Source organism: Poseidonocella sedimentorum, assembly GCF_900116005.1.
GTDB classification, from domain to species: domain Bacteria; phylum Pseudomonadota; class Alphaproteobacteria; order Rhodobacterales; family Rhodobacteraceae; genus Poseidonocella; species Poseidonocella sedimentorum.
In genome coordinates, this window is the sequence record NZ_FOYI01000006.1 from 34740 (window position 1) to 55818 (window position 21079).

General features: G+C 66.4%; 19 protein-coding genes and 1 riboswitch. Of the genes, 9 read left to right on the forward strand and 10 right to left on the reverse strand.

From position 1 onward, the window contains the following. The first annotated feature begins 3 nt into the window (after positions 1–3). Entirely contained in the window at positions 4–1974 is a 1971-nt protein-coding gene (locus BM353_RS09840; protein ID WP_092080121.1) for a peptidoglycan -binding protein, read from the forward strand. Next, entirely contained in the window at positions 1971–2378 is a 408-nt protein-coding gene (locus BM353_RS09845) for a VOC family protein (protein ID WP_092080125.1), read from the forward strand. Before BM353_RS09840 ends, BM353_RS09845 begins: the two co-directional genes overlap by 4 nt. Here BM353_RS09845 and BM353_RS09850 read toward each other — a convergent pair. The 3 genes from BM353_RS09850 to gloB all read right to left on the reverse strand — a co-directional run bounded on the left by BM353_RS09850 (position 2330) and on the right by gloB (position 6839). After that, complete coding sequence (locus BM353_RS09850; protein ID WP_092080128.1) at positions 2330–3439, reverse strand: bifunctional transcriptional activator/DNA repair enzyme AdaA; 1110 nt, start codon at positions 3437–3439, stop codon at positions 2330–2332. The two genes, BM353_RS09845 and BM353_RS09850, sit on opposite strands and share 49 nt — an antisense overlap. Positions 3440–3564: 125 nt before the next feature. Then, positions 3565–5892: an ATP-dependent Clp protease ATP-binding subunit ClpA gene (gene clpA, locus BM353_RS09855; RefSeq protein WP_092080130.1), complete on the reverse strand. Its 2328-nt coding sequence runs from the start codon at positions 5890–5892 to the stop codon at positions 3565–3567. A gap of 179 nt (positions 5893–6071) precedes the next feature. Next, complete coding sequence (gene gloB, locus BM353_RS09860) at positions 6072–6839, reverse strand: hydroxyacylglutathione hydrolase (protein ID WP_092080133.1); 768 nt, start codon at positions 6837–6839, stop codon at positions 6072–6074. Between the two features lie 61 nt (positions 6840–6900). Between gloB and BM353_RS09865 the strand changes: the two genes are divergently transcribed. The 7 genes from BM353_RS09865 to BM353_RS09895 all read left to right on the forward strand — a co-directional run bounded on the left by BM353_RS09865 (position 6901) and on the right by BM353_RS09895 (position 13970). Beyond that, positions 6901–7701, forward strand: coding sequence for a class I SAM-dependent methyltransferase (locus BM353_RS09865; RefSeq protein ID WP_092080136.1), 801 nt, complete (start codon positions 6901–6903; stop codon positions 7699–7701). 231 nt (positions 7702–7932) lie between these two features. Continuing rightward, complete coding sequence (locus BM353_RS09870) at positions 7933–8493, forward strand: F0F1 ATP synthase subunit delta (protein WP_092080617.1); 561 nt, start codon at positions 7933–7935, stop codon at positions 8491–8493. Beyond that, positions 8494–10032, forward strand: coding sequence for a F0F1 ATP synthase subunit alpha (atpA, locus tag BM353_RS09875; protein WP_092080138.1), 1539 nt, complete (start codon positions 8494–8496; stop codon positions 10030–10032). A 12-nt stretch (positions 10033–10044) separates the two neighbouring features. Next, positions 10045–10923: a F0F1 ATP synthase subunit gamma gene (locus BM353_RS09880; RefSeq protein WP_092080141.1), complete on the forward strand. Its 879-nt coding sequence runs from the start codon at positions 10045–10047 to the stop codon at positions 10921–10923. A gap of 15 nt (positions 10924–10938) precedes the next feature. Then, positions 10939–12363, forward strand: a complete 1425-nt coding sequence (gene atpD / locus BM353_RS09885) for a F0F1 ATP synthase subunit beta (protein WP_092080143.1) — start codon at positions 10939–10941, stop codon at positions 12361–12363. Positions 12364–12375: 12 nt separating this feature from the next. Beyond that, entirely contained in the window at positions 12376–12810 is a 435-nt protein-coding gene (locus BM353_RS09890; protein WP_092080146.1) for a F0F1 ATP synthase subunit epsilon, read from the forward strand. Positions 12811–13316: 506 nt separating this feature from the next. Beyond that, entirely contained in the window at positions 13317–13970 is a 654-nt protein-coding gene (locus BM353_RS09895; RefSeq protein ID WP_143104144.1) for a VPLPA-CTERM sorting domain-containing protein, read from the forward strand. An 80-nt stretch (positions 13971–14050) separates the two neighbouring features. On the opposite strand, the gene BM353_RS09900 is transcribed toward BM353_RS09895, so the two are convergent. The 7 genes from BM353_RS09900 to BM353_RS09930 form a co-directional block, all read right to left on the reverse strand. Continuing rightward, complete coding sequence (locus BM353_RS09900; RefSeq protein WP_092080152.1) at positions 14051–15061, reverse strand: ribose-phosphate pyrophosphokinase; 1011 nt, start codon at positions 15059–15061, stop codon at positions 14051–14053. A gap of 137 nt (positions 15062–15198) precedes the next feature. Next, positions 15199–16233, reverse strand: coding sequence for a threonine aldolase family protein (locus BM353_RS09905; protein ID WP_092080155.1), 1035 nt, complete (start codon positions 16231–16233; stop codon positions 15199–15201). Continuing rightward, entirely contained in the window at positions 16233–16703 is a 471-nt protein-coding gene (locus tag BM353_RS09910; RefSeq protein ID WP_092080157.1) for a YcgN family cysteine cluster protein, read from the reverse strand. The genes BM353_RS09905 and BM353_RS09910 overlap by 1 nt, the downstream gene beginning before the upstream one ends. After that, positions 16700–17638: a bifunctional riboflavin kinase/FAD synthetase gene (locus BM353_RS09915; RefSeq protein ID WP_092080620.1), complete on the reverse strand. Its 939-nt coding sequence runs from the start codon at positions 17636–17638 to the stop codon at positions 16700–16702. Before BM353_RS09915 ends, BM353_RS09910 begins: the two co-directional genes overlap by 4 nt. A gap of 62 nt (positions 17639–17700) precedes the next feature. Further along, positions 17701–18396 carry a thiamine ABC transporter ATP-binding protein gene (locus BM353_RS09920; RefSeq protein WP_092080159.1) on the reverse strand — a complete coding sequence of 232 codons (696 nt, stop codon included), beginning with the start codon at positions 18394–18396 and terminating at the stop codon, positions 17701–17703. Beyond that, entirely contained in the window at positions 18383–19897 is a 1515-nt protein-coding gene (locus tag BM353_RS09925; RefSeq protein ID WP_092080162.1) for an ABC transporter permease family protein, read from the reverse strand. The genes BM353_RS09920 and BM353_RS09925 overlap by 14 nt, the downstream gene beginning before the upstream one ends. After that, complete coding sequence (locus BM353_RS09930; RefSeq protein ID WP_092080164.1) at positions 19873–20859, reverse strand: thiamine ABC transporter substrate-binding protein; 987 nt, start codon at positions 20857–20859, stop codon at positions 19873–19875. Before BM353_RS09930 ends, BM353_RS09925 begins: the two co-directional genes overlap by 25 nt. A 36-nt stretch (positions 20860–20895) precedes the next feature. Beyond that, positions 20896–21005, reverse strand: a riboswitch (TPP riboswitch). Between the last annotated feature and the right edge of the window lie 74 nt (positions 21006–21079).

Here is a 21079-nt window from a genome sequence, read left to right on the forward strand (position 1 = left end):
GCCATGGCCCTTTCGCGGCGTAGCGGACAGCGGTTTCAGGGCTCGATCTGGCCCGGGTTCGTCGATGCGATGACCGGGCTGTTGCTGGTCCTGATGTTCGTGCTGACGATTTTCATGATCGTCCAATTCGTGTTGCAAGAGGAAATCACCGGGCAGGAAAGCGAGCTTTCCGAGCTCTCCACCGAGGTACAGGCGCTGGCCCGCGCGCTCGGGCTGGAGCGCGCGCGCAACGAGGCGCTGGACACGCAAGTCGCCGGGCTGAGCGCCACGCTTGAGGACGCGGACGCCGAGATCGCGACCCAATCCGCGCTGATCGCCGCGCTGACCGGCCAGCGCGATACCGCCGAAGCCGCGCTTGCGGAGGCGCGCGGGCAGATCGTGACATTCGAGGCGCAGGTGGCGTCGTTGCTGGCCGAACGCGATGGCGCCTTGGAGGCGGTCGCGGGGCTGGAGTCCGCGCAGGCCGAGCTTCTTTCGGAGCAGGAGGCGCTCAATCTCGCCCTCGCCGATGCGCGCTCTGAGATCGACGCCGCGGCCGAGACGGCCCGGCTCGCCGCCGCCCGCCGCGAGGCGCTTGAAGCGATGGTTGCCGAGCTTCGGGGCCAGGCGGAGAGCGCCGAGGCCACGCTTGCCGACACGCTCGCGCGGCTCAATGAAAGCGCGTCGGAGAATTCGGAGCTGCAGACCGAACTGGAGGCGGCGGAGGCCGCGCGGCTGGCGGAAGCGGCGCTGGCCGAAGAGTTGCGCGCCCGGCTGGCCGAGGCCGCCGATGCGCTCACCGAGGAAGAACGCGCCCGGCTCGCCGAGGCCGCCGCGGCGGAGGCGCTGCGCGAGCGGCTCAAATCGGCGGATGCGGAACTGACGGCGATGTCCCTTGCGCTGGAAGAACAGCGGCGCGCGGCGGAAGAGACGCTGACGCTGCTCGCGGCTGCGCGGGAGGCGGAGGCCGATCTCGACACCCGGTTGGCAGCGGCTCTGCTGGAGGCGGATGCGGCCCGGGACGAGGCGCGCACGACCGTGAGCGAACAACAGGACGCGCTGGAGCGCGAACGCGCGGCGCGGGAGGCCGCGGAGGCCGATCTTGCCGCCGCGCTGGCCGAGACGGTCTCGGTGCAAAGCGCGCGCGATGAGGTCGCCCGGGAGCTTGCCGCGGCGCTGGCCGCCAAGCTCGCCGCGGAGCAAGAGGCCGAGCGCCGGCTCACGGCGGAGGAGGAGCGCCAGGCGCTGCTCGCACAGGCCCGGGCGGAGCTCTCCGACCGCGAGACCCAGAGCGCCGAGGCTCAGCGGCAGGTCGCCGCGCTCAACGCGCAGGTGGCCGCGTTGCGCCAGCAGGTCGGCGCGCTTCAGACCCTGCTCGATGACGCGAAAGAGCGGGATGAGGACCGGCAGGTGCAGCTGGAATCGCTTGGCGCCGAGCTCAACACCGCGCTGGCTCGCGTTGCCTCGGAAGAACGTCGCCGGCGGCTTCTGGAGGAGGCCGAGCGGCAGCGGCTCGAGGCGGAAAACCGTGATCTGGAAAGCTACCGGTCCGACTTTTTCGGCCGTTTGCGCGAGGTGCTGGACGACGAAGATGGCATCCGGGTCGAGGGCGACCGGTTCGTCTTCTCCTCCGAGGTGCTCTTCCCGCCCGCCGAAGCCGCGCTGTCGCCCAGTGGACAGGCCGAGGTGGCCAAGGTGGCCGATCTGCTCCAACGCATCGCCGCCGAAATCCCGCCCGAGATCGACTGGATCATCCGCGTTGATGGCCACACCGACGACACCCCGCTCTCCGGCGCCGGGACCTATGCCGACAACTGGCAGCTCAGTCAGGCGCGCGCGCTCTCGGTCGTGCGCTACATGGTCGAGGAGGAGGGCATCCCGCCGCAACGGCTCTCGGCCAACGGGTTTGGCGAATACCAGCCGGTGAACCCCGCGGACACGCCCGAGGCGCGGGCGCAGAACCGGCGGATCGAACTGAAGCTCACCGAGCGATGACGCGGTCGCTGGCCTGCGTCGCGCTGGTGGTGCGGGACTATGACGAGGCGATCGCTTGGTTTCGCGACAAGCTCGATTTTATTCTTCTGGAGGACGTCGCGCAGCCCGAGCAGGCCAAGCGTTGGGTCACCATGTCGCCCGGAACGGGCGAGGAGGGATCCGCGCTGCTGCTGGCCCGGGCCGCGACGCCGGAGCAGGCGCGGTTTATCGGGGATCAGGCCGGCGGGCGGGTGTTCCTTTTCCTGCGGACCGATGATTTCGCGCGGGACCACGCGCGGTTTCAGGGGCGGGGCGTGCGGTTCGTGCGGCCACCGCTTGAGGCGCCTTACGGCAAGGTCGCTGTTTTCGAGGACCTTTACGGCAACCGCTGGGATCTTGTGGAATTCACCGACGGGCGGGCCTGAGCGGGGGGCTCCGCAGCGGCGTAGTGCCGCTCGATCTCCAAGAGCCGCTGTTTGCGCCAGAGCCCGCCGCCGTAGCCAGTGAGCGCGCCGTCCGCGCCGATCACCCGGTGGCAGGGGATCAGCAAGGCGATCTGGTTCGCCCCGTTTGCGCGGGCAACGGCCCGGGTCGCGCTCGGGCGGCCGATGGCGCGGGCGATCTGGGCGTAGCTGCGGCTTTCCCCGGCTGGAATCTCCCGCAATGCGGCCCAGACCTCGCGCTGGAACGGGGTGCCATGCCGGGCGAGCGGGGTCCGGAAGCGGGCCGAGGCGCCGGAGAAATAGGCGGTGAGCTCGGCGCGCAGCGTCTCGCCCACCGGTGTCGTCCCGATGCCGAGATCGCCCCCGACCGCCGCGTCCAGCCGGCAAAGCTCCGCGCGCAGGGCCTTGCGGCCGACGAATTCCAGCAGGTGCAATTCCGTGTGACTGCTCACCGCGATCATGTCGCCCAGCGGCGTCGGGATCCAGTCGGCGAGCAGCTGGCCCTCCAGTTTGAAGCTCGCGGGCGGGCGGCCGAGAAGGCGGGCGAAAGCCGCGCGGAAGGCGCTGGCGCTCTCGAACCCGGCCTCAACCTGGGCCTCGATCACCCGATCGCCCTGACCGAGCGCGGTGAACCCGGCGCGCAGGCGCCGCTGGCGGGCCATATCGAGGAAGGTGAGCCCGTAGAGCCGTTTGAACCGGCGGCGGATGGTGGAGGGATCGAGCCCCATCGCGGCCACGTCGCGCTCCGACCAGCGGCGCTCGGGTGCGCGCTCCAGTGCCTCCAGCAAGCGGGTCACATCGGGATCGTGGTCCTGTGGGTCAAGCGGGCGGCAGCGCTTGCACGGGCGGTAACCATCGGTGATGCAGGCGGAGATACTTTCGGCAAATACGCAATTTTCGGGCTTTGGCTTGCGCGCGGGACAGGTCAGGCGACAGAAGATGCCTGTCGAGGTGACGCAGACATAGACCTGACCCTCGTATCGCGGATCGCGCGCGGTCAGGGCCTGGTAGAGCGTGGCGGTATCGGGGAGCTGAAACAACATGGGCCGAGACTAGCACAGGCCGGACCGCCCCTGCCGCCGATTTTCGGGCGGGGATGTCACCTCGCGTTGAAACGACAAAGGCCGCACCGGGATGGCGCGGCCTTTGCGATGAGCGTGAGGCGGGATCAGTCGGCGGTCAGAAGCGGGGGCTTCTTGCCGGACAGGCGCAGCTTTTCAGGGCCTTCGACCTTGAGATCCAGCGCACCATCCTTGATGCCGACCCGCACGAGCCCGCCCTTGGCGAGCTTGCCGAAGAGCAGCTCCTCGGCGAGCGGCTTCTTGATGTTCTCCTGAATGACGCGGGCCAGCGGCCGCGCGCCCATCTTGGCATCATAGCCCTTATCGGCGAGCCATTCGGCGGCCGGGGTAGTGAGCTCGATGGTCACGTTGCGATCCATGAGCTGGGCCTCAAGCTGGAGCACGAACTTCTCGACCACCTGCAGGATCGTCTCCTTGGGCAGCGGCTGGAAGCTGATGACCGCGTCGAGACGGTTGCGGAATTCAGGCGTGAAGGTGCGCTCGATGGCGGCGGTGTCTTCGCCCTCGCGGCGATCACGGCCGAAGCCGATCGCGGCCTTGGCCTGTTCGGCGGCGCCCGCGTTGGAGGTCATGATCAGGATCACGTTGCGGAAATTCACCGTCCGGCCGTTGTGGTCGGTCAGCTGGCCATGGTCCATCACCTGGAGCAGGATGTTGTAGACATCCGGGTGCGCCTTCTCCATCTCGTCGAGCAGGAGCACGCAGTGGGGATGCTGGTCCACGCCATCGGTCAGCAGCCCGCCCTGATCGAAGCCGACATAGCCCGGAGGCGCGCCGATGAGCCGGGAGACCGCATGTTTCTCCATGTACTCCGACATGTCGAAGCGCAGCAGCTCGACGCCGAGCGTGTCGGCGAGTTGCTTGGCGACTTCGGTCTTGCCGACGCCGGTCGGGCCCGCGAAGAGGTAGTTGCCGATGGGTTTTTCCGGCTCGCGCAGCCCGGCGCGTGAAAGCTTGATCGCCGAGGAGAGCGCCTCGATGGCCGGATCCTGCCCGAAGACCACGCGCTTGAGCGACACTTCGAGATCCTTGAGCACCTCGGCGTCGTCCTTGGAGACATTTTTCGGCGGAATGCGCGCGATTTTCGCCACCACGGCCTCGATGTCCTTGGCGCCGATGGTCTTGCGCCGTTTGCTTTCGGCCACCAGATGCTGGGCCGCGCCGGCTTCGTCGATCACGTCGATCGCCTTGTCGGGCAGCTTGCGGTCATTGATGTAGCGCGCCGAAAGATCCACGGCGGTCTTGATCGCGTCGGCGGTGTATTTGACGCTGTGGTGATCCTCGAAATAGGGCTTGAGGCCCTTGAGGATCTTGATGCTGTCCTCGACACTCGGCTCGGCCACGTCGATCTTCTGGAACCGGCGGGAGAGGGCGCGGTCCTTCTCGAAATGTTGCCGGAATTCCTTGTAGGTGGTCGAGCCCATGGTGCGCAGCTTGCCGCCCTGAAGCGCGGGTTTCAGCAGGTTGGACGCGTCCATCGCGCCGCCCGAGGTGGCGCCGGCGCCGATCACGGTGTGGATCTCGTCGATGAAGAGGATCGCGTCCGGGTGCTGTTCAAGCTCGGTCACGACGGCCTTGAGGCGCTCCTCGAAGTCGCCGCGATACCGCGTCCCGGCCAGAAGCGCGCCCATGTCGAGCGAGTAGATGGTCGATTCGGCCAGCACTTCGGGCGTCTCGCCCTTGACGATCTTGCGCGCGAGCCCCTCGGCGATGGCGGTCTTGCCGACGCCGGGATCGCCCACCAGGAGCGGGTTGTTCTTGCGCCGGCGGCAGAGCACCTGAATGCAGCGCTCGACCTCGCTGTCGCGGCCGATGAGCGGATCGATGTCGCCCTGCTGAGACTTGATGTTGAGATCCACGCAATATTTGTCGAGCGCGCTTTCCTTGGCCTCGCCCTGCTCGGTGGCGCCGGCGGCGGTCTCGTCCTCGGATTCGGTCGCGCCGGTCACGGGGCGGCTCTCACCGAACGCGCTGTCCTTGGCGACACCGTGGGCGATGAAATTGACCGCGTCATAGCGCGTCATGTCCTGTTCTTGCAGGAAATACGCGGCATTGCTCTCGCGCTCGGCGAATATCGCCACCAGCACATTCGCGCCGGTGACCTCGTTGCGGCCCGAGGATTGCACATGGATCGCTGCCCGCTGGATCACGCGCTGGAACGCGGCGGTGGGAACGGCCTCGGAGCCCTCCACATCCGTCACCAGGTTTGACAGATCGTCTTCGATGAATTCGACCAATGTCTTTCGCAGATCCTCCAGATCCACCGCGCAGGCATTCATCACGCGGGCCGCGTCTGGCTCGTCGATCAGGGCCAGGAGGAGGTGCTCAAGGGTTGCAAATTCGTGGGACCGCGCATTGGCCATGGCCAGCGCGGAGTGAATTGCCTGCTCAAGTGTGGTCGAGAATGAAGGCACTGGGCGTGCTCCTTCTGATTGGGTGTCGATGGCGACTGGACGCGCCTGCAACGGTGGTCCGATATGGTTAAAGTTTGGTCGATCATGGCCGCGCTTCAAGTCCTTTCTCGCGTCCGGACCCCGAGAATTTTACCGCAACCCCCGTTTCACGGTTATTTTTTGGGCTTGGAGACGCGCGATCAGAAGGCGTCCTTCATTTTACGGACCTTGGCGAAAACCTCTGCCCCGTCGGCGCCGGAACAGCCGGCGGAGGCCTGGATCTCGGGGGAATCGGCGCGCAGGAACGGGTTGGTGGCCAGCTCTTGCGAGAGTTGGGAGGGAACGGTTGGTGTGTCTTGGGCGCGGGCTTTGGCGACCGCTTCAATACGAGATATAAGTTTCGAATTGCCCGGTTCAACCGAAAGCGCGAAGGCGCCGTTCGCGGTGGTGTATTCGTGGCCGGAATAGATCATCGTCTCGCCGGGCAGGGCCGCGAGCTTTTGCAGGCTGGCGAACATCTGCGGCATGGTGCCCTCGAAAACCCGTCCGCAGCCGAGCGCCATCAGGCTGTCCCCCGTGAAAGCGGCGGCCGATCCGGGGGCATGGAAGGCGATGTGGCCAACCGTGTGGCCGGAGACATCGATCACCTCGATCCGCTCGGCGCCGAGCTCGAACCTGTCGCCCTCCTTGAGCGCGCGGTCCAGCGGCGGCAGGCGATGGGCATCCGCGGCGGCGCCGTAGACCTTTGCGGGGAAGCGCGCGAGCAGCGCATCGAGCCCCTGAACGTGATCGGCGTGGTGGTGGGTGAGCAGCACCATGTCCGGCGCCCAGCCCCGCGCCTCCAGCGCCGCGATGATCGGCGCGGCGTCGGGCACATCGACCACCGCCGTGGCGCCGGTCTGCGCGTCGCGCGCGATGAAGGCATAGTTGTCCGAAAGGCAGGGCACGGTCAGAATCTCAAGGGGCATGGTTTTTCCAGCGTTGGTTGCTACACTGCCTCCAAATTGGACGAAGGGGCGGCGCGCCGCAATGCATCTGGATGTGCATGACCTGCGAGAATTCTATTACCGCAGCGCCTTGGGGCGGGCGGCGCAGAAGGCGATCCGTGATCGGCTGACCACGCTCTGGCCCGAAGCCAAGGGCCAGACGGTCGTGGGGTTCGGTTTCGCGGTGCCGCTGCTGCGGCCATATCTCGGTGCGGCGAGGCGCGTCACGGCGCTGATGCCCGGCCCGCAAGGGGTCATGGCCTGGCCCGCGGGGATGCCGAACGTCAGCGTGCTGTGCGAGGAGACGCGCTGGCCGGTGGAGACCGGGCGGGTCGACAAGCTTGTGGTGATGCACGGGCTGGAGACGAGCGAGGAGCCCGCGGCGCTCCTGTCGGAGATCCACCGCGTGCTCGGGCCGGGGGGCAGGGCGCTCTTCATCGTGCCGAATCGCGCGGGCCTGTGGTCGAGCCGGGACGAGACGCCCTTCGGCTTCGGCCGCCCCTATTCGCTCGGCCAGCTGGAAACCCAGCTCCGCGATCACGCCTTCATCACCGAATCCGCCGGCGCCGCGCTCTACCAGCCGCCCTCGTCGCGGCGGTTCTGGCGCCGCACCGCGCCGATGTGGGAACGCTTCGGCCGCAACTTGCCGGCGATGCTCGCAGGGGGGGTGCTTCTGGTGGAGGTCAGCAAACAGGCGCAGGCCGGCGTCATGCGCCCGCGCCAGCCCTCGCGCAGCCGCAATATCCTCGAAGGATTGACCGCTCCGGAGGCACATCCCGTCGCCGGGCGCGAAGAATCGCCGCTGGCCGCAAGAGGAGGGCTGGCGGCGCGGGGCCATTCGTGAAATATGATCGCGAAATATAATTTCGTCGGGTGTGGCATCGCAGGCCGCGACAACCCTGTGACACAGGGCTTGGCGCGCAGGGTGAATTACGATTGAGTCGGTTGCGGGGTAGGAAAGCCTCTGCTACATGCACGCCTGATTTAACGGCCCCGCTTCAAATCGGGGTGAACACGCTTCGGGCTGCGGGCCTTAAATCTGCGCTCCGGGGCCAACGATATCGAAAGGGTGGACGTGTCCGAACCAGCTTCGATTTCCTCAGGTATTGCGGCCCGCTATGCATCGGCTGCTTTCGACCTGGCAAGCGATGCCAATGAACTCCCGACGCTTGAGAGCGACGTCGATCAACTCGCCGATGCTCTGGCCGAAAGCGACGATTTCCGCGCCATGATCGCCTCGCCGATCTACAGCCGCGAGACCCTCGATTCAGCGATCGCCGCGCTTGCCGCGAAGATGGCGCTGTCGGGGATCACAACCAACACCCTGCGCCTCATGGCCCAGAAGCGCCGTCTCTTCGTGCTGCCCCAGTTCGTGGCCGCGCTGCGCGAGATGATCGCGACCTCCCGCGGCGAGATCACCGCCGAGGTCACCAGCGCCAAGGCGCTCACCAAGGCGCAGAGCGAGAGACTGGCGAAGACGCTCAAGGAGCGCGTCGGCAAGGACATCAAGATCGAAGCGACCGTGGATGAGAGCCTCATCGGCGGTCTTGTGGTCAAGGTAGGCTCGCGCATGATCGACAGCTCGATCCGCGCGAAGCTCAACTCCCTACAAAATGCAATGAAAGAGGTCGGATAAATGGGTATCCAAGCAGCAGAGATTTCTGCGATCCTGAAGGACCAGATCAAGAATTTCGGCCAGGAAGCCGAAGTTGCCGAGGTTGGTCGCGTGCTCTCGGTTGGGGACGGTATCGCCCGTGTCTATGGCCTCGACAACGTCCAGGCCGGCGAGATGGTCGAATTCCCGGGCGGCATTCAGGGCATGGCCCTGAACCTCGAGAGCGACAACGTCGGCGTCGTGATCTTCGGCTCCGACCGCGACATCAAGGAAGGCGACACCGTCAAGCGCACCAACTCCATCGTGGACGTGCCGGCCGGTGACGCGCTTCTGGGCCGCGTCGTCGATGGCCTTGGCAACCCGCTCGATGGCAAGGGCGAAATCGTCGCCTCCGAGCGCCGGATCGCCGACGTCAAGGCGCCTGGCATCATCCCGCGTAAATCGGTCCATGAGCCGATGGCGACCGGCCTCAAATCCGTCGACGCGATGATCCCGATCGGCCGTGGCCAGCGCGAACTCATCATCGGCGACCGTCAGACCGGCAAGACCGCCGTCGCCGTCGACGCCGTGCTCAACCAGAAATCCTACAACGACGCCGCCGGCGATGACGAGAGCAAGAAGCTCTACTGCATCTACGTCGCTGTCGGCCAGAAGCGCTCGACCGTGGCGCAGCTGGTGAAGAAGCTCGAAGAGACCGGCGCGATCGAATATTCCATCGTCGTCGCCGCAACCGCCTCGGACCCCGCGCCGATGCAGTTCCTCGCGCCCTATGCCGCGACGGCGATGGCCGAGTACTTCCGCGACAACGGCAAACACGCGCTCATCATCTACGATGACCTCTCCAAGCAAGCCGTGGCCTACCGCCAGATGTCCCTGCTGCTCCGCCGCCCGCCCGGGCGCGAAGCCTACCCGGGCGACGTGTTCTACCTCCACTCCCGCCTGCTGGAACGGTCTGCCAAGCTGAACGAGGATCACGGTGCTGGCTCGCTGACGGCGCTGCCGATCATCGAGACCCAAGGCGGGGACGTGTCGGCCTTCATCCCGACCAACGTGATCTCGATCACCGACGGCCAGATCTTCCTCGAGACCGAGCTCTTCTACCAGGGCATCCGCCCCGCCGTGAACACCGGTCTGTCGGTGTCGCGCGTGGGCTCCTCGGCCCAGACCAACGCGATGAAGTCGGTCGCGGGTCCGGTGAAACTCGAGCTCGCGCAGTACCGCGAGATGGCGGCCTTCGCCCAGTTCGGCTCCGACCTCGACGCCTCCACACAGCGCCTGCTGAACCGTGGTGCGCGCCTGACCGAGCTGATGAAGCAACCGCAGTATTCGCCGCTGACCAACGCCGAAATCGTCTGTGTGATCTTCGCCGGCACCAAGGGTTACCTCGACAAGGTCGCGGTGTCCGATGTTGGCCGGTTCGAGAAGGGCCTGCTTGCGCACCTGCGCGGCAAACACAAGGACCTGCTCGATTTCATCACCAACGAGGATCCCAAGATCAAGGGTGAGGCCGAGGACAAGATTCGCGCCGCGCTGGACGAATACGCCGCCGATTTCGCGTAAGGGGACGAGGCAATGCCAAGTCTTAAGGACCTGAAAAACAGGATCGAGTCGGTCAAATCGACCCGCAAGATCACCAAGGCCATGCAGATGGTGGCCGCCGCGAAACTGCGGCGGGCACAGGATGCCGCCGAACAGTCCCGCCCCTACACCGAGCGCTTCAACGCGGTGCTCGGTCAGCTCGCGGCCTCCGTCGGCGGCAGCGACAGCGCGCCGAGGCTCCTTGCGGGGACCGGTGCGGACCAGGTGCACATGCTCGTCGTCATGACGGCCGAGCGCGGGCTTTGCGGGGGCTTCAACAGCTCCATCGTCAAGCTTGCCCGGGCCCATGCGCAAAAGCTGCGCGCCGCGGGCAAGACGGTCAAGATCCTGACCGTCGGCAAGAAGGGCCGCGAACAGCTCAAGCGCGATCTGGGCGATCAGATGGTCGCCCACGTCGATCTCTCGGAGGTCAAGCGCCTGGGCTACAGCAACGCGCAGGACGTCGCACGGGATCTGCTGTCGCGGTTCGACGCGGGCGAATTCGACGTGGCGACGATCTTCTTCGCCCGTTTCGAGTCGGTGATCGCGCAGGTTCCGACCGCGCAACAGATCATCCCGGCGAGCTTCGAGACCAATGATGACGGCGAGGGCGCGTCCACGATCTACGACTACGAACCCGATGAAGAGGGCATTCTGGCCGATCTTCTGCCGCGCGGTGTCGCGACGCAGATCTTCGCCGCGCTGCTCGAAAACGGGGCGTCCGAACAGGGCGCGCGGATGTCGGCGATGGACAACGCGACGCGCAACGCCGGCGAGATGATCGACAAGCTCACCATCGAGTTCAACCGCTCGCGGCAGGCCGTGATCACCAACGAACTCATCGAAATTATTTCGGGCGCGGAAGCGCTCTAGGACCGGAGACAACTGATGGCAAACGAAAATGGCAAAGTGACCCAGGTCATCGGCGCTGTGGTCGACGTGCAGTTCGACGACCACCTGCCGGCGATTTTGAATGCGCTGACCACCGATAACAACGGCAAGAAACTGGTGCTCGAAGTGGCCCAGCACCTTGGCGAAAACACCGTCCGGGCCATCGCGATGGACGCCACCGAAGGTCTGGTCCGCGGTCAACCCGTCGCCGACACCGGCGAGGCCATCTCCGTGCCCGTGGGCACCGCGACGCTGGGCCGGATCCTCAACGTAACCGGTGAGCCGATCGACGAGAAAGGCCCCGTCGAAGCCGACGAACGCCGCGCGATCCACCAGCCGGCCCCGGATTTCGCCGACCAGGCGACCGAGGCGGAAATCCTCGTGACCGGGATCAAGGTCATCGACCTGCTGGCGCCCTATTCCAAGGGCGGCAAGATCGGCCTCTTCGGCGGCGCCGGCGTGGGCAAGACGGTTCTGATCCAGGAACTCATCAACAACATCGCCAAGGTGCACTCGGGTCTGTCCGTGTTCGCCGGGGTGGGGGAGCGGACCCGCGAGGGCAACGACCTTTACCACGAGATGATCGAATCCGGTGTTCTGACGCCTGACAACCTGCCCGATTCCAAGATCGCGCTGGTGTTCGGCCAGATGAACGAGCCTCCCGGGGCCCGTGCCCGGATCGCACTGACCGGCCTCACGCTCGCCGAGCAGTTCCGCGATTCCACCGGCACCGACGTTCTGTTCTTCGTCGACAACATCTTCCGCTTCACCCAGGCCGGCTCCGAGATGTCGGCGCTTCTGGGCCGTATCCCCTCGGCTGTGGGCTACCAGCCCACGCTCGCGACCGACATGGGCGCGATGCAGGAGCGGATCACCTCGACCAAGAACGGCTCGATCACCTCGATCCAGGCCGTCTACGTCCCCGCGGATGACCTTACCGACCCGGCGCCTGCGACCACCTTTGCGCACCTTGACGCGACGACGGTTCTCAACCGGGCGATTTCCGAGCTCGGCATCTACCCCGCCGTGGATCCGCTCGACTCGACGTCGCGCCTGATGGATCCGCAGATCGTTGGGGAAGAGCACTACCAGGTCGCACGCGACGTGCAGGGCATCCTCCAGCGCTACAAGTCGCTGCAGGACATCATCGCGATCCTCGGGATGGATGAACTCTCCGAAGAGGACAAGCTGACCGTGGCGCGCGCCCGGAAGCTCCAGCGTTTCCTCTCCCAGCCCTTCGACGTGGCCAAGGTCTTCACCGGCTCCGACGGGGTGCAGGTACCGCTTGAAAAGACCATCGCGTCCTTCAAGGCCGTGGTTGCGGGCGAGTACGATCACCTTCCCGAAGCCGCCTTCTACATGGTCGGCGACATCGACGAAGTGATCGCCAAGGCAGAGAAAATGGCTGCGGAAGCGGCTTAAGGAGCCTCATCAATGGCAGAAACGATGCAATTCGACCTCGTCAGCCCGGAGCGCCGCGTGGCCTCCGGGCCGGCGACGGCGGTGCAAATTCCCGGCGCAGAGGGTGACCTGACGGCGATGCCGAACCACGCACCGCTGATCACCACGCTGCGCCCGGGCATTCTCACCGTCGAGGGCGAGAGCGGGACGCAGCAATATGTCGTGACCGGCGGGTTCGCCGAGATCGGGGAGAGCTGCACCATCCTCGCGGAGAACGCCCTGCCGCGCGAAGAGCTGACGCAGGAAGCCTATGAGGCGCTCGTGGACGAGGCTCATGCCAGCTACCAGCGCACCAAGGCGACCTTCCAGAACGAGCCCGGCCCCGTCGATGACGCGGCCAAGCTGCTGTCGGACATGGTCGCGATCGGCGGCCATATCGGCCTCTCGCCGAAGCAGCCGTCACTCTGATCGTACAGAGCAGTCTGAAATCCAGGAAAGCCCCGCTCATCTCAAGCGGGGCTTTTTCTATTGGGCGGAGTGAGTGCCGGGGCATTAGGCTGACGGGTCGCCGTCGTCCCAATAAATTCCGATTGGCGACCGATCCACTCTCGCGGCATCAAATTGGACAAGTCCCGGTTGAGCTGGAAAGTGTGGGCGGCCCGATGAACTTCAGTAGAGCTTCTGGCCAAACGATCCTCACGTCGCAAACAACAAAGCGAGACAGAAAACGAGCTGTTTTCAAATTGAAAAATTTTCTCGCATACGTGAGGATGTCTATCCCTAACGCATTGAAACAACACCAAGTCTATACATCACAGGCCTAGGCGCTGCTCAGTTGCCGATTGGGGCATTTGCATTCTGAAAATGCAGAAAGTGAAGTGTTGACGCAACGGGGAAGTCAGGCGGTAGGCTCCCTCCAGCGACCAGTATTGTTGTCAATTTGGAGGAAAAATATGCGGAGATTTATCCCAGTCGTGGTCCTCACGACCGTCGCTTGTCTGGGCGGAACAACGCAGGCCGCGACCATTGATCTGGTCGTGAATGGCGATTTTCAATCCGGAAATGTCGGGTTCAACACAGAGCTGACACATGCACCAACAGATCTCACTACTGCCGGAACTTATGCGGTCACAACGGACCCCGTGAGTGTGCACGGCTCTTTCATCAGCATCGGGGACCATACGTCCAGCACCGGAAACATGATGGCTATCAACGGAACCACGAGTAGTGGAACCATTTCCTGGGAGCAGACCGCAGCCGTCACGATGGGCGAAGAGTATGAGTTTTCGATCTGGTTGGCCAATCTGTTTGGGACTGGCAGCACTGATCTTGATCTTGTTGTCGATGGGTCGACGGTCGCCAGCGCGACGACTGTTGGGGCGACGTCCACCTGGAGCCAATTCAGCGGAAGTTGGATTGCGCCCGCGAGCGGGAACATCGTCCTCCAGATCATTGAAAACAGCGTGGGGTTTGGCGGGAACGACTACGCCTTGGATGACATCTCATTCACCTTCGATACGAGCGGTTCTGTCATTGCGGTGCCGCTGCCTGCCTCAGGCTGGCTGCTGACTGTTGGTCTGGCGGGTGTCTTCGGTCTTGGGCGAAAACGCGCGACCAAACTCACATAAAAGGCTGAGCTTTGCGGGTTCGGACGCTAACTCAGCGACCGAACCGTTATCGTCTTCTTGCTATTGGAGCAGGTGCTCGCTCAGAGAACGCCCTCATAGGCGGGGGCGAGGGACTCCGTGTCGAAGAGCGAGGAGACGCTCGTGCCGTCCCAGATATTGAGGATCGCGCGGGCAAAGAGCGGCGCGGTCGGCAGGATGCGGATATTCGGCGCGGCCAGAACCGGTTGGGTGGGCGCGATGCTGTCGGTGATGACCAGCGATTTCATGACCGAGTTGGTCACGCGCTCCACCGCAGGGCCCGAGAGCACGCCGTGGGAGATGTAGGAATGCACCTCCGCCGCGCCTGCCTCGAGCAGCACCTCGGCGGCCTTGCACAGCGTCCCGGCGGTATCGCAGATGTCATCCACGATGATGCAGGTCTTGCCGGTCACGTCGCCGATCACGGTCATCTCGGCCACTTCGCCAGGCTTCTCGCGGCGCTTGTCGACGATCGAGAGCGGCGCGTTGATCCGCTTGGCCAGTTCCCGCGCGCGGGCCACGCCGCCCACGTCGGGCGAGACGATCATCAGATCATCCATCTGGCCCTTGAACTGGGCCTCGATATCGAGCGCGAAGATTGGCGAGGCGTAGAGGTTGTCCACCGGGATGTCGAAGAAGCCCTGGATCTGGGCGGCGTGCAGATCCATCGTCAGGACCCGCTCGATCCCTGCGCCCATGATCATGTTGGCCACGAGTTTCGCGGAAATCGGCGTGCGCGCCTTGGTGCGGCGATCCTGCCGGGCATAGCCGAAATAGGGGATCACGGCGGTGGTGCGCCTGGCCGAGGAGCGCTTCATCGCATCGGCGATGATCAGAAGCTCCATCAGGTTGTCATTGGCCGGGTTCGACGTGGACTGGATGAGGAACATGTCCTCGCCGCGCACGTTCTCGAACACCTCGACGAAAATCTCGCCGTCGTTGAACCGTTCCACACGCGCGTTGAGAAGGTTCACGTTGACCCCGCGATGCATCGACATGCGGCGGGAGATGGCTTCGGCAAGCGGCAGGTTCGAATTGCCCGCAATGAGCTTCGGTTCGGTCGTCGATGGCATGCAGGCGTCTTCCCGATATGACAGATTCGTGACTTGGGCTCCGCTTAACATGGGCTCCCCCCCGGGCAAAGCATCTGGACTGTGCCTGCACAAAATTCGCGCGATGGGGGCTTTGCGGTCACGGGGGCGCGCGCGCCTCAGAGCAGGGCGAGAAACGCGTCGATCTGATCGGCGCCGAGCGACCAGTCGCAGACGAAGCGCGCCAGCAGCATCTCGTCCTCCGGCCCGCCGTCATCCGCATCCCACAGGTAGTAAACCGCGCCCGCGTCCTTGAGCCGCGCATGAACCGCGCGGGGCAGGCGGGCGAAGACGATGTTGGCTTGCGGCGGGTGATCCATCCCGGCGCCCGCGGGCGCCAGCCCCTCGGCCAGACGGGTCGCGCCGGCGTTGGCCGCGCGCGCCAGCTCCAGCCAGAGACCGCCGTCGAGATAGGCCGCCATCTGCGCGCCGAGGTAGCGGTGTTTGGACATCAGATGCGCGCCGCGTTTGCGCCGAAGCTGCACCTCCCAGTCGCGGCCCTGCTCGAAGAAGACCACGGCCTCCACGCCAAGCAAGCCGTTTTTCGTCCCGCCGAAGGAGAGCGCATCGACCCCGGCCTTCCAGCTCAGGTCCGCCGGGGTGCAGCCAAGCGCGACCACAGCGTTGGCAAAGCGCGCGCCGTCCATGTGGAGCGCGAGCCCGTGGTCATGGGCGACCTGCGCCAGCGCCGCGACCTCGTCAGGGGTGTAGATCCGGCCGCGCTCGGTGGCCTGGGTGATGGAGACGGGGCCACGTTGGGGCCCATGGACGCCGCGGGATTCCTCGGCGCGGATGGCCTCGTCGAGCGTCTCGGGGGTGAGCTTGTCGCTCTGGCCCACGAGGGTCAGCTTGGCGCCGCCGGAGAAGAATTCCGGCGCGTTGCATTCGTCCTGATGGATATGCGCGACCGGCGTGCAGAAGACCGTCCCCCAGGGCGGGCAGAGCGCGGCGAGGGCGATGGAGTTGGCGGCGGTCCCGGTGGTCACGAACTGGACAGAGGCCGACGGCGCCTCCAGCGTCTCTCGGAGCGCGGCGCGGGCGCCTTCGGTCACGGGATCGACCCCGTAGGCCGGGGCATAGCCGGCGTTGGCGTCGATCAGCGCCTCGAGAACGGAAGGGTGGGCGGGCCCGGCGTTGTCCGATGCAAATTGCATTACTGTTCCTCGATGATGTGGTCTTCCCAGTCGTCTTCGTCGACCTCGAACTCCGGGATCGTCCAGCCCCGGACCGAGACGCCAACCTCATGCACCGACTCGGCCGTGCCGGTCAGGAGCGGGTGCCAGTCGGGCAGACCCCGGCCCTCCCACAGGCGCTTGTAGGCGCAGGTGCGGGGGAGCCAGTAGGCGTGTTGCTCGATGGTGGCGGCGGTCAGGCGAATGCATTCGGGCACGAATTGATGCCGGATCGGATATTGCGCGCAGCGGCAGCTCTCGCCGTCCAGCAGGCGGCAGGCCACCCGCGTAAGCGCCACCTCGCCGGTCTCGGCGTCCTCAAGCTTGTTGAGACAGCATCGCCCGCAACCGTCGCAGAGCGCCTCCCACTCGCGCTGCGTCATGCGCTTGAGCGGCACGGTCTCCCAGAAGGCGGGGCGAAGGCCGGAGCGGTCGATGGGATCGTCGCTCATGTTGCGGCGAGGATCGCGCGCGCGACGTCGCAATCGCGGTCCATCTGGGCGATGAGCGCGTCGAGGCTGGGGAATTTCTGCTCGGGGCGGAGGAACTCGACGAGCGCGACCGAGAGCGTCGCGCCGTAAAGATCGCCGCTGAAATCGAAGAGGTGGGTCTCGAGGTTGGGAGCATTGGCGCCGAACATCGGCCGCACCCCGAGCGAGGCCGCGCCCTGGTAGCTGCCCGCTTGCGGCCCGTCGAGCACATCGACCAGCACTGCATAGACCCCCAGTTTGGGCAGGTGCAGCCCGCCGATCCCCATGTTGGCGGTGGGGTAGCCGAGCACGCGGCCGCGCTGTTCGCCGCCAATCACCTCGCCTTCGATCCGGTGCCAGTGGCCGAGCATTTGCGCCGCGTCCTGCGGGCGCCCCTCGGCGAGCGCCACGCGGATGTTGGTCGAAGAAACCCGCTGGCCCGCGCCCTCCAGCAGCGTCGCGATGGTCACGCCAAAGCCGAGCTCTTCGCCGAAAGCCTTGAGATCCTGCGCCGTTCCGGCCCGGCCCTTGCCAAAGCAGAAATCCGCGCCGACCACCGCGTGGCGCAGCCCGAGGCCGCGGTGAATCACCTCGTCGGCGAAGGCGCGCGGCTCCAGCGCGGCGAGCGCTGCGTTGAAGTTGAGCTCGAAGACCCGCTCGATCCCCATTCGCTCGAACCGGTGGGTGCGCGCGGCGGGGCTCATCAGGCGGAAGGGCGGCGCGTCGGGGGCGAAATACTCGCGCGGATGCGGCTCGAAGGTCAGGATGCCAAGCGGCGCGCCGATCGCCTCGGCCTGCGTGCGCGCGATGTCGATCACCGCGCGGTGGCCAAGATGAACGCCGTCGAAATTGCCGATGGCGACGCTCGCGCCTCGGTCCTCGGGTTCCACAAACTGATAGTCACGCACGATCCGCATGAGCCGGGAGGTAACGCCGCGCGCGCGCCTGTGCAAGCGCTCCTCGCGCATTCGCCCCTGTCCTAGCCGTGGTCGCCGAGATAGGCGGCAAGCTCCGGGGGCGGATCGGCGAAAAGCTCGGCGGCGGGGCGGGGCGGTGTGGCGCGGCCGTCGATCACGGTGATGACCTGGTCGGCGCGTTCCGCGTCCCGTGCATCGTGCGTCACCATGAGCACGCCGGCGCCGATCTCGGCCGCCACCTCGCGCACTGCGCCGAGCATGTCGGCGCGCAGGGCGGGGCCGAGGGCGGCGAAGGGCTCATCGAGCAGGATGAGCGGTTTGCGCTGCAGCAGCACCCGCGCGAGCGCCACGCGGCTTTGCTGCCCGCCAGAGATCTGCCCGGGTTTGCGCCCCTCCAATCCCGCAAGCCCCACCCGCGCCAGCGCGGCCGCCACGCGGGCGCGGTCGTTCGCATTTGGTCGGCGGTGGGTGAGGGCGAGCGCGGCGTTATCGGCGGCGCTCAGGTGCGGGAAGAGGTTGTTGTCCTGAAAGATCATCGCCACGGGCCGCTCGGCCGGGGGCGCCGCGGTGATCTCCGCCCCGTCCCAGAGCAGGCGGCCGCGGGTCGGCGGGGTGAACCCGGCGATGAGGTTGAGCAGGGTCGATTTGCCCGCGCCGGAAGGGCCGATGACGGCGGTAATCCCGCGTGGGGCGAGCGTCAGGTCGGCCGCTAGGGCAAAGCCTTCCATCTCCACGCGGGTGTTTTCAAGCGTCAACATCGGCGCGGCCTCCCCGGTCGAAAAGCCAGAACAGCGCGAAACTCGCCGCCATGAGCAGGAGCGCGGCGCCGGCGGCATCGTCGAGCCGGTAGGCGCTCATCAGGCGGTACATCTGGAGCGGCAGCGTGGTGAATTCGGGATTGGCAAAGAGCGCGATGACCCCAAGATCCCCCATCGAGAGCGCGGCTGTAAGCCCGGCGGCAAAGCCAATCGGGCGGCGCAGACGCGGCAGGATCAGGCGGCGCCAGCGGGCAAAACCGGTGAGGCCGAGACTGTCGGCCAGCGGGCCGAAGCGCGCCTCGACCGCAGCAATCTCCGGCTGGAGCGCGCGCACCGCGAAGGGCAGCGAGACGAGCGCGTTGACCGCTGCCGTCACCGGCAGGGCGAGGGCATAGGGCGAGACGACGGGCTGGGCGATGAGGAAGAGCCCGGTGCCGAGCACCAGAGGCGAGAGGGCGAGGCCGAGCGTGCTGATGAGCGTGCCGCCTCGTGCGGCGAGGGGCAGGGCGAGCGCGAGGCAAAGCGCGGTGGCCGCGAGCGCGACGGCGAAGGAGTGGCCGAGCGCGCGCCAGACCGAGCCGGGAAGCTGCCAGACCGTGCCCGCCCCGTCGGCGACGATCATCCCCAGCGGCAGCAGCAGGAAGGCGCTCGCGAGGGTGATCGCGGCGATGTCGGCGAGGCGCTGGCCGGGCGCGCTGTCCCAGCGGCGGAGGGGCCGGTCAAGCCCGCCGCCCATCGCATCGGCGACCGTCAGCCGCAGGGCGAGGAGGGCCGCGGCGCCAGACAGGGCAAGTTGAAGCAGGGCGAGGGTTGCGGCGCGGCTGAGGTCGAAATCAAATCGGAAGGCCTGATAGATCGCGAGTTCGATGGTGATGGCGCGCGGGCCGCCGCCGAGCGTCAGGGCGACGGCGAAACTGGTCAGGCAGATCACGAAGATGATCGCGAAAGCGCCGGGCAGGATGCGGCGCAGCATGGGCCATTCGATCAGCCGGAACACCGCGATGGGCGGCAGGTCAAGCTGGGCCGCGAGGCGGAACCGCTCGGAGGGAACCGCGAGCCAACCATGGAGGATGAGCCGCGTGGCGAGCGGCAGGTTGAAGAAGACATGGGCGAGCAGCACCCCGTGCAGCCCGTAGATCTGCACCGGGGGCAGGCCGATAAGACCGAGCGCCGCGCTCAGCAGGCCCGATTGGCCGAAGACCGCGAGCAGCCCGAGGATCGCCACGATCACCGGCAGGATGAAGGGCGCGCCCAGCAACGAGATCAGCAGGCCCCGGCCGGGAAAGCGGCGGCGGGCGAGCGCGCGCGCCACCGGAACCGCGAGCAGGACCGAGAGCGCCGCCGAGAGGACTGCCTGAAGCAGCGTGAAGCGGATCGCGCGCAGGTCGGCAAGCCCGAGCGCCCCGAGCCCCTCGGCGCGCCAGATGACGGCGGCGAGCGGTGCGGCCACGAAGAGCAGCACCAGCGCCTTGGCGATCAGCGGGAGAGCGCGCGCTGCCACTCGTCGAGGGCCTCCGTGCGGATCGCGTCGGCTTCGTCCTCGGTCAGGAAAATGGCGCTCGGAGGTTCGGGCAGCTCTTGAAACACCTGCGGCCAGTCTTCGCGCGGCAGCGCGGCGGGGTAGGACCAGTTGGTCTCGGGGATGATCGCCTGGAAGGTCGGGCTCAAGATGAATTCCATGAACGCATCGGCGAGCTCGGGCTGATCGGTGCCCGCCACCTTGGCGGCCAGCTCGACATAGGCGTAGTGCCCCTCCTCGAAGATCGCGCTGACCTTGGTCTCATCCTCTTCGGCGACGATGTGATAGGCGGGCGAGGTGTTGAACGACAGCACCATCGGCACCTCGCCGTCGGTGAAGAGCCCGTAGGCCTCGGACCAGCCCTTCGTCACCGTGAGGATGCGCGGCGCGAGGCGTTCCCAGACGGTCTCGGCCTCGTCGCCATACAGCGTCTTGACCCAGAGCAGGAGCGCGAGCCCGGAGATCGAGCTGCGCGGGTCCTGAATGACGATCCTGAGGTCCTCGGGCGCATCCAGCAGCTCGGCGAAAGAGCGCGGCGGGTTGGCCACGGCCTCGGCGTTGTAGACGAAGGAGACGTAGGACCAGTCGAAGGGCAGGAAGACCTCGTCCGTCCAGTCGATAGGGAGCGTGAGGGCCGAAAGATCCTGCCCGTGGGGGGCGAGAAGGCCGCTCTCGCGGGTGCGTTTGGTCACATCGGTGTTGAGCCCGATCACGACGTCGGCCCGCGTGCGCGCGCCTTCGAGCAGCAGCATCGAAGGCAGATCGGCGGGCAGGAACTCCATCTCGCAGCCGCACTCGGCCTCGAACGCCGCCTCGATCGCGGGGCCGGGGCCCCATTCGGAGGTGAAATAATCAGGCGCGTAGACGGTCAGCGGATCGCTTTGCGCGACGGCGGCGGCCCCCGCCGTGGTCAGCAGGCTTGCAGCAAAAATGTAGGCTCTCATGCCGTTTCTCCATCTCTGCGGCGAAAGGCAAAGGTGGAGTTTCGTCCGGGCCTTCCCTCCGCCGGTGTAAACCGGGTCAGGTTCGACGGGTTCGCGTGACGCATCTCAGCTCCGCCGCATCTTGCGAAGCACCCCGAGGTGGGGCCGACCATAGCGAGGGCCGCGCCGGTTGCAAGCGGCGCGTTGGAGGCAGGCCCGATCGCCCCGCTTGATTGCCTCG

What these genes read in the sequence shown, in the direction of transcription:
- BM353_RS09910 (WP_092080157.1), bottom strand. Translation starts at nt 16,703, where the DNA reads ATGAGCGACGATCCCATCGACCGCTCCGGCCTTCGCCCCGCCTTCTGG.
- BM353_RS09840 (WP_092080121.1), top strand. Translation starts at nt 4, where the DNA reads ATGGCCCTTTCGCGGCGTAGCGGACAGCGGTTTCAGGGCTCGATCTGG.
- gloB (WP_092080133.1), bottom strand. Translation starts at nt 6,839, where the DNA reads ATGCCCCTTGAGATTCTGACCGTGCCCTGCCTTTCGGACAACTATGCC.
- BM353_RS09890 (WP_092080146.1), top strand. Translation starts at nt 12,376, where the DNA reads ATGGCAGAAACGATGCAATTCGACCTCGTCAGCCCGGAGCGCCGCGTG.
- BM353_RS09915 (WP_092080620.1), bottom strand. Translation starts at nt 17,638, where the DNA reads ATGCGGATCGTGCGTGACTATCAGTTTGTGGAACCCGAGGACCGAGGC.
- atpD (WP_092080143.1), top strand. Translation starts at nt 10,939, where the DNA reads ATGGCAAACGAAAATGGCAAAGTGACCCAGGTCATCGGCGCTGTGGTC.
- BM353_RS09900 (WP_092080152.1), bottom strand. Translation starts at nt 15,061, where the DNA reads ATGCCATCGACGACCGAACCGAAGCTCATTGCGGGCAATTCGAACCTG.
- BM353_RS09920 (WP_092080159.1), bottom strand. Translation starts at nt 18,396, where the DNA reads ATGTTGACGCTTGAAAACACCCGCGTGGAGATGGAAGGCTTTGCCCTA.
- BM353_RS09880 (WP_092080141.1), top strand. Translation starts at nt 10,045, where the DNA reads ATGCCAAGTCTTAAGGACCTGAAAAACAGGATCGAGTCGGTCAAATCG.
- atpA (WP_092080138.1), top strand. Translation starts at nt 8,494, where the DNA reads ATGGGTATCCAAGCAGCAGAGATTTCTGCGATCCTGAAGGACCAGATC.
- BM353_RS09850 (WP_092080128.1), bottom strand. Translation starts at nt 3,439, where the DNA reads ATGTTGTTTCAGCTCCCCGATACCGCCACGCTCTACCAGGCCCTGACC.
- BM353_RS09930 (WP_092080164.1), bottom strand. Translation starts at nt 20,859, where the DNA reads ATGAGAGCCTACATTTTTGCTGCAAGCCTGCTGACCACGGCGGGGGCC.
- BM353_RS09905 (WP_092080155.1), bottom strand. Translation starts at nt 16,233, where the DNA reads ATGCAATTTGCATCGGACAACGCCGGGCCCGCCCACCCTTCCGTTCTC.
- BM353_RS09865 (WP_092080136.1), top strand. Translation starts at nt 6,901, where the DNA reads ATGCATCTGGATGTGCATGACCTGCGAGAATTCTATTACCGCAGCGCC.
- BM353_RS09845 (WP_092080125.1), top strand. Translation starts at nt 1,971, where the DNA reads ATGACGCGGTCGCTGGCCTGCGTCGCGCTGGTGGTGCGGGACTATGAC.